Below are 12,474 nucleotides of genomic sequence, written 5' to 3'. Positions count from 1 at the left end.
CCTACGCCAGACTCTCGCGAACCATCTCCAGAAATGTCGCCACCACTCGCCGCGAACTCTGCTCGCGCAAGCACACCAGCGTTTCCGTCAGCCGCCGTGTGCAATCGGTAATCGGCAACGCGCACACTCGCGAATCCGCGCCGAATTCCGCGGCCGACACCACCCCCACACCAATCCCGACCACCACTGCCTCGCGCGCCGCTTCCCGGCCTTCGACTTCAATCGCCGGACGGATGCGCAACCCCGCCCGGGCCATTTCTTCTTCCAGGGTTTGCCGTGTCACCGAGCCGATTTCCCGCAGCACCAGCGGTGTGTCGTCCAGGTCCGCCAGGCAGATGGACTCACGATCGGCCCATGGATGATGGCGTGAAACGAACGCCACCATCGGGTCATTGCGCAGCGGCAACGAGAGCAAACGATCGTCATTGACATCGCGGCCCAACAGGGCCAGATCGGCCTGGTAGTTGAACAGCCGAAACAGCGATTCGTCGGTGTTGCCGGTTTCGATTTTCACGCTGATGCCGGGGTAGCGCTCGCAGAACCGCGCGATTTGCGGCAACACATGCACCGGCGCATCCACCGCCAGAATCAGGCTGCCGGTCTGCAACGCCTGAGAGGCGTGAAGCAACTCCTGGGCCTCGGCTTCGATGACGAACAGCCGCTGGGTGATGCTCAACAGGCGCTCGCCCAGATCAGTCAGGCGCACGGAGCGCTTGTTGCGGTGGAACAGCAACACACCGAAACGCTCTTCAAGCTTGCGCACTTGATCGGAAATCGCTGGTTGCGTCAGAAACAGCCGCTCGGCGGCCTTGGTAAAGCTTCCGTGGACCGCTACGGCGTGGAAGGCTTTGAGCTGGGCGTGGGATACCGACATCGAACTCTCCAGTAACGGCCAGTAACAAGCTGAGCTTATATTGGAAATACGATAAATCGATTTCACTTATTAATCAGTAATTGTTTTTATCCGCTTCAGCCCCGGTGACTGCTCAGTCGAAACAGCACCGGCGGCCATGAGCCTGTGCGTGCAATCAGCAGGACTCATCTGACCGGTATCGCCTCAGGGAACAGGTGATATCGCAGTGCTCAACAATAAAAACACAGGCGTTTTCTTCCAATTCTGCCGGCACACTCACCCCCGAGGTCAGAACCACAATGAACAGTTCCATCGGTACCATCAAGCGTTGGCGCGTGCAGATTTTCGCCATTACCTGGCTCGCGTATGCGGCGTTCTATTTCACCCGTAAAGCCTTTTCCGTGGCCAAACTGGGGATCGCCGAAGACCCTACGTTCACTCTCGACAAAATGGCCATGGCCAATCTGGACGCCATCTACCTGGCGGCTTACGCCATCGGGCAATTCACCTGGGGCATCCTGGCCGACCGCTTCGGGCCACGGGTCGTGGTGCTCGGCGGATTGCTGATTTCCGCGATAGCCGCGCTGGTGATGGGCAGCTTTGCCACATTGCCGATTTTCGCCACGTGCATGTTGATTCAAGGGCTGGCGCAGTCCACCGGATGGTCGGGGTTGTGCAAGAACATCGGCAGTTTCTTTCCTGCCGAGCAACGTGGGCGAGTGTTGGGTTTATGGAGCTCCTGCTACGCCTTTGGCGGGCTGGTGGCGTCGCCGTTTGCAGGCTGGTGGGCGTACACGCTGATCGGCACCTGGCAGGCGGCGTTCATTTCCAGTGCGGCGGTGGTTGGGCTGGTCGCCGTGCTGTTTTTTATTTTTCAACGCAACAAACCGGAAGACGTCGGCTTGCCGGCGGTGGAGCCGGAACCTGCATTAACCGCCGAAGAGGCGCACGCTCAAAGCAAGATCAGCGTTCTGGAGCCGCTGCGTGAAATCCTGCGCAACCGCACGGTGTTGGTGCTGGGGCTGGCGTACTTTCTGTTGAAACCGGCGCGCTACGCGATTCTGCTGTGGGGGCCGGTGATCGTTTTCGAGCAAATGCCCACAGTGGGCAAGGTCGGCGCAGCGATCATCCCCACCGCGTTCGAACTGGCCGGGTTGCTCGGGCCGATCCTGCTGGGCCTTGCCTCAGACAAACTGTACGGTGCACGACGCATGCCGGCCTGTGTATTGAGCTTGTTGGCGCTCACGGTTTCCCTGGCGCTGTTCATGGGCGCGTTGCATACCGGCAGCGTGTTGCTGGTGGTGGCGCTGCTGTTCGTCATGGGCCTGACCCTGTACGGGCCGGATTCGATGATCAGCGGCGCGGCGGCCATCGATTTCGGCACCGCCAAGGCCGGTGCCACGGCAGCGGGATTCGTCAACGGTTGCGGCTCGGTTGGGGCGATTCTCGGCGGGCTGCTGCCAGGTTACTTCGACTCGGTCACGGTATTCATCGTTTTTGCCGGTTGCGCGTTGTTTTCAGCGCTGGTGTTGATTCCTCACTGGAACAGTCGTCCGGCGGGTCTGCGGGCCGAAACAGCCTTTGTGCCTAACCAACCGATAACCGTAAAACCCCTGCGTACATAAGGATTACCCCCATGAGACCTTACTGGCTGGAACAGGCGCTGGCGGCCGAGTCCTGCGCGCCGTGCGAACCTTTATCCGGTAATACCCGCACCGACGTCTGTATTGTCGGTGGCGGCTACACCGGCTTGTGGACCGCCATCATGCTCAAGCAGCAGAACCCCGAACTGGACGTGCTGCTGATCGAAGCAGACATCTGCGGTGCCGGTGCCAGTGGACGCAACGGTGGTTGTGCGCTGTCCTGGTCGGCCAGGTATTTCACCCTGGAACGGTTGTTCGGCGTCGAGGAGGCGGTGCGGCTGGTCAAGGAATCCGAGCGCAGCATCCACGCCATCGGCGCCTTCTGCGAACAGTACGCGGTGGACGCCGATTACCGTCTCGACGGCACGCTCTACACCGCCACCAACCACGCCCAATGCGGCTCGACCGACGCGGTGATTACCGCGCTGGAGCGCAACGGCATCAACTCTTTCACCCAGCGACCATTAGCGGATGTACAGCGAATGGCCGGTTCCAGTAAACACCTGGAAGGCTGGTTTTCTCCGGCTGCTGCGAGTATTCAGCCGGGTAAACTGGTGCGCGGCTTGCGTCGGGTGGCCTTGCAGCTGGGAGTGAGGATTCATGAAAACACAGCGATGACCGGCTTGTTGGAGGGTGAGCCTGCGCAGATTCAAACTCCCCATGGCACAGTCCGCGCCGACCGGGTGGTGCTGGCGATGAATGCCTGGATGGCCCGGGCGTTTCCACAGTTCGAACGCAGTGTGGCGATTGTTTCCAGCGACATGCTGATCACCGAGCCACGGCCGGATTTGCTCCAGGAGATCGGTTTGACCAGCGGCGTGACAGTGCTTGATTCGCGGATTTTCGTGCACTACTACCACAACACCCCGGACGGTCGAATCATGCTCGGCAAGGGTGGCAATACCTTCGCCTACGGTGGTCGAATGCTGCCGGTGTTCGATCAGCCATCGCCTTATGCCGGCTTGCTGCAGCACAGCCTGAGCGAGTTCTTCCCGGCGTTCGCCAAGGTCAAGGTCGAGGCCACCTGGAACGGGCCTTCGGATCGTTCCGTTACCGGTTTACCGTTCTTCGGCCAGATGAGCGCCAGCGGCAATGTGTTCTACGGATTCGGTTATTCCGGCAGTGGCGTCGGGCCTTGCCATATGGGCGGGCAGATTCTTGCCTCAATGGTGCTGGGGCTGGACAACGCCTGGACGCGTTCGCCTTTGGTGAATGGCCCGTTGGGCTTTTTTCCGCCCGAGCCGATCCGCTACCTCGGCTCATTGATGGTGCGCAACGCCATCCGCCGCAAGGAACGCGCCGAGGATCATGGGCGCCGGCCACGACACCTCGATGTGCGGCTCGCCAAATTTGCCGCGGCTGCGGGCAAGGCCGACAAGGGGTGAAACTCAAGGTGCGAGATCCGGGCGGTTGACCAGCCAATCGAGCAGCAGGCGGCCATCGCGGCGCGGCTCGGGAGCAGGCCGGGAAGGCTTCGGATGACCCATGCCGGCACACAGCACCGGCCGGTCCGGATCGCTGTCCAGAAAACTGATCAATACGTCGGTGCCGGCCGTGGGCAGTCTGTCCGGATCGATCCAACCGTTCGGCGTTGTCAGGGCGACCGGTAGCCAGAGACCGGCCGCTTCATCCGTCGCCAACGTTGGCGTCGGCCATAGCCTGACCTGTATCCGGCCTTGGTCATCGAGTGCCGCCGGTTGCCCGGCGAGGCCGAGCACTCGGGCGGTCTGATAGCCTGGAATACTCGGCTTGATCTGTTTAAGTGCCGGCCTGAAGACCGTTGACCAAGGGATGGCTGTGAATTGATTGCTGTAGTGCCGCCCCTTGTCGGGCTGATCCTGGGCGAGAATCGAGGGCTGCTGCCCCTGATGCCGGATATCGGTGAGCAACCACTGATCGTTGAAACTGGAAAGCGGATGCTGCGCCACTTGCAGGATCCGTCCACTGCACAATTCGCTCTGGTTGCTTTGGCCGTGGATCTGCCGTTGCGGGCAACGCAGGCGTTCCAGGCGTCGGCGGCTGAGCTGGTCTTGATGAAGCTGCGCGGGTGCTGGACGTGCCGTTACCGGGCCCGTTCTGGCGAGCATGTGATTCGCCGCGCCATCGCCGATCACCGGCGCGCCGCGGTTTCTGGCGTCCCATCGCGCCGGGGCGAGGGTCGGCTCATGGCGCTGGAACAGTTCGCTGATCACCGGCAACCCGGCGCCATTGAATGTGTCGTCCTGGAACGGCATCAATAATGGCGCCTGGGGGAAACTCAAGCTGTCATCGGCCAGCACCAGCACGTGTCCGTCGGGCTGATGTTCGAAGTGATAGTGGATGCCTTCTTCTTCGCATAGCCGCTGCAGGAAAGCCAGATCGCTTTCATCGTACTGAATGCAAAAAGGCCGGGGCGGGTAGCAGCCGTTTGCCAGTTCGAAACGGTAGCTGTGTTCGGGTAATTGATGCTCCTCCAGCAATTGACGCACGATTGCGGGGACGCTGAGACGATGAAACACCCGACGCGAACAGTGTCGATCCAAGTGTTGCAGACGGGGCGTCAGCACCAGGGAATAGCCGACCCGGTGCGGGCCGCGATGTTCGCGACTGACGCTGTGGATCACGCCGTGAATGCCCTGGTCATCCGCCAGCCGCAAAAACGCCGGTTGTTGCAGCCATTGGTCGAGGTGCATCGGCGGTGCGAAGCCGATCACGTCGATGTCGAATCGATAGGGCTGGTTGAGACCTTCATGGCCGCTGAACTGCAACACCTGCAAACTCAAACCGCCGTCGAGCAGTGTCAGGGTAAAGGGGCTTTCCTTATCGTTGTGCATCGAACGCGCTTCTGCCAGGGGAGGATGGGGCGCAGAGGGTACGAAACCACAGCCCTGAAGCGTCACCGCAAATCGACTTTTCAGAATAGCCCTACAAACACTGGTGAAGATGTCGATGCGTGACGAGGCGAAGATCCTGGAATTTTTGGTCGATTGGCATCTTTAGGCCGTATAAACTTGCGCCATGCGTCGGCCAATAGATGTCTCGGCGCCACAGATCAAGAGAGTGAGTAATGGGCGCACAGTGGAAGGTTAAACACAAAGAAGCGGCAGCCAACGCCAAGGGCAAGATCTTCGGCAAACTGGTGAAAGAAATCACCATTGCTGCGCGCAACGGTGCCGATACCGCCACCAACGCACACCTGCGTCTGGTGGTCGAACAGGCGAAAAAAGCCTCGATGCCCCGCGAAACCCTGGAACGCGCGATCAAGAAAGGCTCCGGCCAGCTCGGCGAAACCGTGCAGTACCATCGTGTGACGTATGAAGGGTTCGCACCGCATCAGGTGCCGCTGATCGTTGAATGCGTGACTGACAACATCAACCGCACCGTCGCTGAAATCCGCGTCGCCTTCCGCAAGGGCCAGTTGGGCGCTTCCGGTTCGGTGGCCTGGGACTTCAACCACGTCGGCATGATCGAGGCCTCCCCGGACAGCCCGGACGCCGATCCGGAAGTGGCCGCGATCGAAGCCGGTGCCCAGGATTTCGAGCCAGGCGAAGACGGCGCGACGCTGTTCCTGACCGAACCTGCGGACCTGGATGCGGTCCAGAAAGCGCTGCCGGAGCAGGGTTTCACCGTATTGTCGGCCAAGTTGGGCTACCAGCCGAAGAACCCGGTCAGTGGCTTGAGCGATGAGCAGATGGCAGAAGTCGAAGCCTTCCTCGAAGGCCTCGATAACCACGATGACGTGCAGGACATGTTTGTCGGGTTGGCGGGTTAAGCGGTCCCGACAGTTTGTGGTCTGACTTGTGGCGAGGGCCTTGTGGCGAGGAGGCTTGCCTGTGGCGAGGGGGCTTGCCCCCGTTCGGTTGCGCAGCAGCCGTCGCTTTTGGGGTCGCTTCGCAACCCAACGGGGGCAAGCCCCCTCGCCACAGGTCCACCATGTCCCCGGTCCAAACAGTATGTTTTGCGGTCAGAAACCATTCAACTCCCGCACAACCTCACTGAACCCCGGCCGCGCCAGCACATCCAGCTGGCAGCAGCGCTGCTGTAAATCCTCTAACGCGACCCGCTGATCTTCGCTTAACCCCGAGTCGATCCGCGCCAGCAATTCCCCCAGCAAAACCCCGAACGCCCGCACTTCGATCCGTTGCAGCGCGCGGCTTTCAAGGCTGTCTGCGGTGGCATGGAACGATGCCGCACCAAAATCCCCCAACAGGCAATCACCGTGTTCATTCCACAGGATGTTGTGAGCATAGAGGTCGCCATGAGTGATGCCTTGGCGGTGCAAATGTTCAGCCACTGAAGCAATGCCACTGGCGATGCGCAACGCCACGCCAGCGCTGAACCGGGTATCGTCGGCGTAGACGTCGCGGGTGCAGGACGCCAGGCTCGGCAGCCCGGCCAGGTTGCGGTAACTCGGATCGATCAATTGCATCACCAGCCCGGCCGTTTGCTGCGGGTGATCGACAATTCGGCCCTCGACCCGGATCAGATTGGGGTGCAAGCCGGCGGTGATGCAGGCATTCATCTCATGCAGCGGTGAGCCATCGCTGGTCATTTCGCCTTTGTAGAGTTTTACCGCGACATGTCTGGTTTGTTCCCACAACGCCTGATAGATGACTCCGGACGCGCCTTCACCCAGTTTCTTCTCCAGGCTCAGCCCCGACCATGAAATGCTCGCCGTGGCTTCAAGCGCCGCCGCATCGGCTTCGGTTTCCAGCGGGTTACCGGCATACGCCAGCCAAGTCAGGCTCGGCAGGGTCAGCAGCCATTCGGGGAGTTCGGTGAGCTGATTGGCGGCGATACGGATCAGTTCGAGTCGATGGCACCGGCTCAGGCTTGCGGGCAAACGCTGTAACCGGTTGCCGGCGAGCATGAGCTTTTGCAGATGCGGGCGTTCACCCAGTTCGGTCGGCAGGCTCGTGAGGCGGTTGTCAGTCAGGATCAGCCAGCGCAGCAGTGGCGGCAGGGCGGCGCCGGGCACATTTTCGATGGCGTTGGCCTTGAAACCGATCATCGTCAGCGCGGCGCATTGACCGAGGCAGGCGGGCAGTTCGGTAAACAGGTTGTCCGAGCAGAACAGCACGCGCAGCCGGGTCAGGCGATGCAAATCATCCGGCAGGCTGCGCAAGGCATTGCCGCTGAGGTTGAGCACTTCCAGCGAGTCCGCCAGGTCGAAGATTTCCCGGGGGAATTCTGTCAGGCCGCAGGCCAGGTCCAGACGGGTGATGCCCGACAATTGGCCGGCGCGCAGTTGGGCGAGGGTATCCATGGGCAAGTTCGCTATTGATCAGGAGAAGGGCCTGGTGGCCCTGAAAATGGGCGACATGATAGCGGGAAAGTCGGGCTTGGCCTCGTCGATCGCGATCGCAGTCGTCAGATACTGCTTCATCGCCTCGACCTGACCACGGGTTTGTCGGTGGTTAGGACGGACCCAATGTGTGCGAGCCTGCTCGCGATGGCGGTGTATCAGTCGACATTGAATGTTGAGTGTACCGGCCTCATCGCGAGCAGGCTCGCACACAGGGGAATGGTGGTGATCAGAACTGCGCAGTTTGCTTGAGCATCTGCGCCGCCGGTGTATCACTCGGGCTGACCATCGCGTAGTTGTAACCGGCCCCCGACCAATACTCGGCCTGCAACTCACCATCGTTGCGGCTCCCCCGAGGCAGGAGGAAGTTTTTCGGCCCGGGTGGACGGACGTAGAAGCTGACTTTATGGCCGCTCTGATTTTCATAAACCACCATCGCCGCCGGCCCTTGTTCAGTGCTGAGCAACCGTCCGCTGACGGGTGTGTATCCAGAAGCGGTCAGGTTTGGCAGGCGTTGCGCCTGACTGAAATACCGGTCGAGCCAGCCCTGCATATCGCCGTCATCGCTGACTTTGTAGTCCGCCGGCAGGATGCCTTGCTGGGCAATCAATCGGTAGGCCTGCATAGCATCGGTCATCGGCAGGGAGGTGCTGACCAGGGTCATTTGTCGCGCCTGCCAACCGCCCAGTCCGCCGACACTGACCGCCATCAGCAACACCGCGGCGCTGGCCAGATGGCGGCGCGACTGGCGTGCGACTCGCTGGCGAATCATCGCCGGGTCGAGTTGCGGGTTGGCCGGTTGTTGCAAGGCGCCGCTCAGGGCAGCGCGCAATTGTTGGGCATCGTGTTGCCAGGCGCGAACTTGCGCCGCCACCTCGGGATTGCTGGCCAGATAAATCTGCACCCGATGGCGGTCGGCGTCGCTGAGTTGGTGATCGATGTAGGCGTGCAGGTCGCATTCACTGGGAGGCATGCTGATCATTTGAGTCTCCGCAGAGAAGGGGGAGCGATTTCGCCGTCGCTGAGCTGGCGCAAGGCCTGACGTGCGCGGGACAGACGCGACATCACGGTGCCGATGGGAACCTCGAGAATCTCGGCGACCTCCTTGTAACTCAAGCCTTCCACCGACACCCAGAGCAGCAATGCACGCTGCTCGGTGTTGAGTCGATCGAACGCTTGCAGGGTCGATTGGGCAATCACCGTACGTTCTACCGAAGGTTGCTCATCGTCGCGTCCGGTAAAAAAATCGAGCATGCGTGCATAACGTCGGGAGCGGCGACGGGCGTCCAGAAACTGCCGATAAAGAATTGCAAACAGCCAGGCGCGCAAGTCGCCCTCGGGACGTTTGCTGTCCCAATTCGACAGCGCCCGTTCAAGACTGGCTTGCACCAGATCGTCGGCGCTGCTGGGGTTGCGCGTCAGCGATACGGCGAAACGCCGCAGCCTGGGAATGATTTCACGCAAATGTCCGTCGAGGTTGTTCATGGAAAAAGCGTGTTCTCTGGCGGTGATGATGGGCACTGAAAAGAAGGACGCCGGCCGCAGCAGGTTATTCCCTCTGAAAGAAAATTTTGTAGGAGATTTCTGATGGATTTGTAATCCATGTAATGGCATCGAACTTCGTGGCTCAACCATGCAGCGCACAGGCAATCAGCCCAGCTTACTAACCAGGCTGCGCAGATCACCCGTGCTTGAACATTGATTGAGCCTGAAGAGATTTTTTGACATGCAAGAGTGCCAAGTTCCCCTTGAATCGGCAGCGGCCTGCTCGCTGCTTTCCAGCGATGCCCAGCAAGCGTGGCAGCGATTCGGTCGTGGGCCAACGGTTCGGCCAGATTTTCCGCTGATCCATCACGCCATCGAAGCTCAAGCCGCGGCCAACCCGCGAGGCATTGCTGCTCATCATCTGGAGGAGACCATCAGCTATGGCGAATTAAACCGGCAGGCCAACCGACTGGCCGCAGTATTACGTCAGAAGGGCGTGAGCCCGGGCGATCACGTGGCCTTGTTTGTGGAACGTTCCATCCCGATGCTGGTGGGCATCCTGGCAGTATTGAAAGTGGGCGCTGCCTATATCCCTCAACACGTGGGGATTACTCCCGCCGCGCAATTGCGCCACATCATGGAAGTGGCCTCCACGCGTGTGGTGCTGACGCTGTCGAGCCTCGAGTCGCGAATTCCCCTGGCGTCACAGCAGCTCTGCATTTGCCTCGATGAGTTCATGAAGCTGGAATCAACGGCCGCAGACGACCTCAATGAGGGCTATTCGCTGACCGCGACACCAGACCCACAGTGTTTTGTTCTGTTCACCTCCGGCACCACTGGCCTGCCCAATGGGGTGCGGGTGACCCAACGCAATGTGTGCAACATTCTGCTGACAGCGCCTGGCAATCTCGGCCTGCGCCCCGGGCTCAAGGTGGGGCAGATACTTAACATTGCCTTTGACATGGCGGCCTGGGAAATACTCGGTTGTCTGGCTCATGGCGCAACGTTGATGATCCGTGGCAAGGACATCGGCCAGACTGCCGAACAATGCGATGTGCTGATCGCCACGCCCTCGATTCTCGGCACACTCGATCCCTTGCGTTGTCAGCAAATCAAGGTCGTGGCCCTTGCCGGAGAGCCGTGCCCGCAACCTCTGGCGGATCGCTGGTCCTCGTTCTGCACTTTCTACAATGCCTGTGGCCCGACCGAAACCACCATTATCAATACCCTGCAGCATTACCGGGGCGCAGGTGCGTTGACGATAGGCAAACCCACGCCCAACAACACGGTGTACGTACTGGACGAGGCGGGCCAGCTCTGCAACGTGGGTGAGCAAGGCGAGATGTGGGCCGGTGGCGACTGTGTGACGGCCGGTTATTTGGGGAACCCGGCGCTGACCGCCGAGCGTTATCGGCCTGATCCGTTTCTGGGGCAGGGCCGGATGATGTTCCGCACACGTGATCTGGGGCGCTGGACAGCCAACGGAGAACTTGAACACCTGGGACGCGTCGATGATCAGGTCAAGGTCAGAGGGTTTCGAGTAGAGCTTGACGCTGTTTCGGCCGCTCTGGAATCAACGGACCACTGCGAGCGGGCGGTCACGTTGAAACTCGACAGTCGCCATCTGGTGGCCTTCGTTTATCCGCTTGCCACGGACATCGATGCTGCAAGACGTCGCTGTGAAGAACGGCTTGCCTACTATTGCGTCCCTTCGCTGATCCTCGCTGTGGAGCACATTCCACTGACATCACGGGGCAAGGTCGACAAGCGCTTGTTGCTGGAATGGGCGATGACGCATCAGGCCGACCTCAATGCAGCAAGCAGGCAAGGGGTGAGCGCATGAGCGGGATGATTCCGGCCACCACGCTGCCCGCAAAACGCGCGTTATGGCGGCGATTGGGAACGTTGTCGATATTTTCACATTACAACCGTCTGGTTGCCTTGGTGCTTGCACTCAATATTGCAGCGCTGGCGCATGGGCTGACCGCGGGTCAGTGGTGGACATCCTCGGGGATTGTGCTTGAGGCGCTGTCGGGTTTGGTGGTGGCCAATCTGTCGATGGCGATTTTGATTCGCCAGCAATACATCATCAATCTGCTGTTCTGGCTGGCAACCCGGGCGCCCACTTGCTGGCCACTGGCGATTCGCCGCTCACTGGCCAAGGTTTATCACTTCGGCGGCCTGCACAGCGGTGGCGCGCTGGCGGCGATTGGCTGGTTCGCGGTGTTGTGTGGCTCCTTGATCTGGCACTGGACTGCGGGCCTGGGTGGGACTTCCCCGGCCTTGCTGGGCGTAAGCGCCGGATTGCTGAGCATCTTGCTGTTGGTGGCGACGATGGCTCATCCATGGATTCGCGCACGTTTTCATAACGGGTTCGAACGAATGCACCGCTTTGGTGGATGGTCTGCACTGGGCCTGTTCTGGGTTTGGACCGTTCTGTTTACCCGGGATCAGAATCCGCAGGTCGCCGTGCACGAGGTGCTATCAACGTCGGTGCCGTTCTGGATGCTGTTTGTGCTGACGTTCAGTATTGCCTTGCCATGGTTTCGCCTGCGCAAAGTGCCGGTGCAACTGATCAGGCCTTCTTCCCATGCGGTGATTGCCCGTTTTGCCCATGTCACGCCGTTTGCCGGCTCGTCCAACGCAATCAGTCTCAACCCGCTTATGGAGTGGCATTCCTTTGCCAATATTCCCACACCGGGTGAAGCGGGTTTTCGCCTGATCATTTCCCGGGCGGGTGACTGGACCGGCGAGCTGATCGAGCAGATGCCGACTCATGTCTGGGTCAAAGGCATCACCACCGCTGGCGTGGCCCATATCGAAACCCTGTTCAAATCGGTGGTGTACATCGCCACGGGCAGCGGCATCGGGCCGGTGTTGCCCCATTTGTTGGCTAAACAGGTGCCGATACGTCTGGTCTGGTCGACGCGTAGCCCCCGAAAAACCTACGGTGACGAACTGGTGGAAGAGATTCTGCGGGCCAATCCTGACGCCTTGATCTGGGACACCGATGTGCTTGGCAAGCCAGACCTTGTGCATCTGGCCTATGACGCCGTTCGAACGTTCGGTGCCGAGGCGGTGATCTGCATTTCGAACCAGACGCTCACTCAGCGAGTGGTTGAGGAAATGGAGGGGCGGGGCATTCCGGCCTATGGCGCAATCTGGGATTCCTGATGCTGGCCAAGCGTATTTTTCATTCAAACCTTTCA

General features: G+C 60.3%; 11 protein-coding genes. 6 read left to right on the top strand and 5 right to left on the bottom strand.

The features are described 5' to 3' along the window. Position 1: 1 nt before the first annotated feature. A complete protein-coding gene (locus BZL43_RS06860) occupies positions 2-874 on the bottom strand; it encodes a LysR family transcriptional regulator (RefSeq protein ID WP_095631604.1) in 873 nt (290 codons plus the stop codon). Between the two features lie 278 nt (positions 875-1,152). On the opposite strand from BZL43_RS06860, the gene BZL43_RS06855 reads away from it, so the two are divergent. After that, positions 1,153-2,478, top strand: coding sequence for an MFS transporter (locus BZL43_RS06855; protein WP_095631603.1), 1,326 nt, complete (start codon positions 1,153-1,155; stop codon positions 2,476-2,478). A gap of 11 nt (positions 2,479-2,489) precedes the next feature. Then, positions 2,490-3,881 (top strand): FAD-dependent oxidoreductase, encoded by a 1,392-nt coding sequence (locus tag BZL43_RS06850; protein WP_095631602.1) that lies wholly within the window; start codon positions 2,490-2,492, stop codon positions 3,879-3,881. A 3-nt stretch (positions 3,882-3,884) separates the two neighbouring features. On the opposite strand, the gene BZL43_RS06845 is transcribed toward BZL43_RS06850, so the two are convergent. After that, complete coding sequence (locus tag BZL43_RS06845; protein WP_095631601.1) at positions 3,885-5,309, bottom strand: type VI secretion system Vgr family protein; 1,425 nt, start codon at positions 5,307-5,309, stop codon at positions 3,885-3,887. A 233-nt stretch (positions 5,310-5,542) separates the two neighbouring features. Here BZL43_RS06845 and BZL43_RS06840 point away from each other — a divergent pair, with 233 nt between their 5' ends. Continuing rightward, complete coding sequence (locus tag BZL43_RS06840) at positions 5,543-6,247, top strand: YebC/PmpR family DNA-binding transcriptional regulator (RefSeq protein ID WP_095631600.1); 705 nt, start codon at positions 5,543-5,545, stop codon at positions 6,245-6,247. 192 nt (positions 6,248-6,439) lie between these two features. Here the strand turns inward: BZL43_RS06840 and BZL43_RS06830 are convergent, their stop codons facing one another. Beyond that, on the bottom strand, positions 6,440-7,741 hold the full coding sequence (locus BZL43_RS06830) for a protein kinase (protein WP_095631598.1): 1,302 nt from the start codon (positions 7,739-7,741) through the stop codon (positions 6,440-6,442). Between BZL43_RS06830 and BZL43_RS28505 the strand changes: the two genes are divergently transcribed. Further along, entirely contained in the window at positions 7,740-7,874 is a 135-nt protein-coding gene (locus BZL43_RS28505; RefSeq protein ID WP_256582813.1) for a hypothetical protein, read from the top strand. The two genes, BZL43_RS06830 and BZL43_RS28505, sit on opposite strands and share 2 nt — an antisense overlap. 135 nt (positions 7,875-8,009) lie before the next feature. Here the strand turns inward: BZL43_RS28505 and BZL43_RS06825 are convergent, their stop codons facing one another. Further along, positions 8,010-8,762, bottom strand: coding sequence for an anti-sigma factor (locus BZL43_RS06825; protein ID WP_095631597.1), 753 nt, complete (start codon positions 8,760-8,762; stop codon positions 8,010-8,012). Then, entirely contained in the window at positions 8,759-9,265 is a 507-nt protein-coding gene (locus BZL43_RS06820) for a sigma-70 family RNA polymerase sigma factor (RefSeq protein ID WP_095631596.1), read from the bottom strand. Before BZL43_RS06820 ends, BZL43_RS06825 begins: the two co-directional genes overlap by 4 nt. A 241-nt stretch (positions 9,266-9,506) precedes the next feature. Here BZL43_RS06820 and BZL43_RS06815 point away from each other — a divergent pair, with 241 nt between their 5' ends. Together BZL43_RS06815 and BZL43_RS06810 are read left to right on the top strand one after the other, a co-directional pair. Next, on the top strand, positions 9,507-11,108 hold the full coding sequence (locus BZL43_RS06815; RefSeq protein ID WP_095631595.1) for an amino acid adenylation domain-containing protein: 1,602 nt from the start codon (positions 9,507-9,509) through the stop codon (positions 11,106-11,108). After that, entirely contained in the window at positions 11,105-12,439 is a 1,335-nt protein-coding gene (locus tag BZL43_RS06810) for a hypothetical protein (protein ID WP_095631594.1), read from the top strand. Before BZL43_RS06815 ends, BZL43_RS06810 begins: the two co-directional genes overlap by 4 nt. Positions 12,440-12,474: the final 35 nt, after the last annotated feature.

Origin of the sequence: Pseudomonas sp. PICF141 (genome assembly GCF_002286815.1) — a bacterium.
GTDB lineage: Bacteria > Pseudomonadota > Gammaproteobacteria > Pseudomonadales > Pseudomonadaceae > Aquipseudomonas.
The sequence above is the reverse complement of the archived record's forward strand: the minus strand, read 5'-3'. Positions and strand labels throughout refer to the sequence as shown.

What these genes read in the sequence shown, in the direction of transcription:
- BZL43_RS06855 (WP_095631603.1), top strand. Translation starts at nt 1,153, where the DNA reads ATGAACAGTTCCATCGGTACCATCAAGCGTTGGCGCGTGCAGATTTTC.
- BZL43_RS06815 (WP_095631595.1), top strand. Translation starts at nt 9,507, where the DNA reads ATGCAAGAGTGCCAAGTTCCCCTTGAATCGGCAGCGGCCTGCTCGCTG.
- BZL43_RS06845 (WP_095631601.1), bottom strand. Translation starts at nt 5,309, where the DNA reads ATGCACAACGATAAGGAAAGCCCCTTTACCCTGACACTGCTCGACGGC.
- BZL43_RS06810 (WP_095631594.1), top strand. Translation starts at nt 11,105, where the DNA reads ATGAGCGGGATGATTCCGGCCACCACGCTGCCCGCAAAACGCGCGTTA.
- BZL43_RS06840 (WP_095631600.1), top strand. Translation starts at nt 5,543, where the DNA reads ATGGGCGCACAGTGGAAGGTTAAACACAAAGAAGCGGCAGCCAACGCC.
- BZL43_RS06850 (WP_095631602.1), top strand. Translation starts at nt 2,490, where the DNA reads ATGAGACCTTACTGGCTGGAACAGGCGCTGGCGGCCGAGTCCTGCGCG.
- BZL43_RS06825 (WP_095631597.1), bottom strand. Translation starts at nt 8,762, where the DNA reads ATGATCAGCATGCCTCCCAGTGAATGCGACCTGCACGCCTACATCGAT.
- BZL43_RS06860 (WP_095631604.1), bottom strand. Translation starts at nt 874, where the DNA reads ATGTCGGTATCCCACGCCCAGCTCAAAGCCTTCCACGCCGTAGCGGTC.
- BZL43_RS06820 (WP_095631596.1), bottom strand. Translation starts at nt 9,265, where the DNA reads ATGAACAACCTCGACGGACATTTGCGTGAAATCATTCCCAGGCTGCGG.
- BZL43_RS28505 (WP_256582813.1), top strand. Translation starts at nt 7,740, where the DNA reads ATGGGCAAGTTCGCTATTGATCAGGAGAAGGGCCTGGTGGCCCTGAAA.
- BZL43_RS06830 (WP_095631598.1), bottom strand. Translation starts at nt 7,741, where the DNA reads ATGGATACCCTCGCCCAACTGCGCGCCGGCCAATTGTCGGGCATCACC.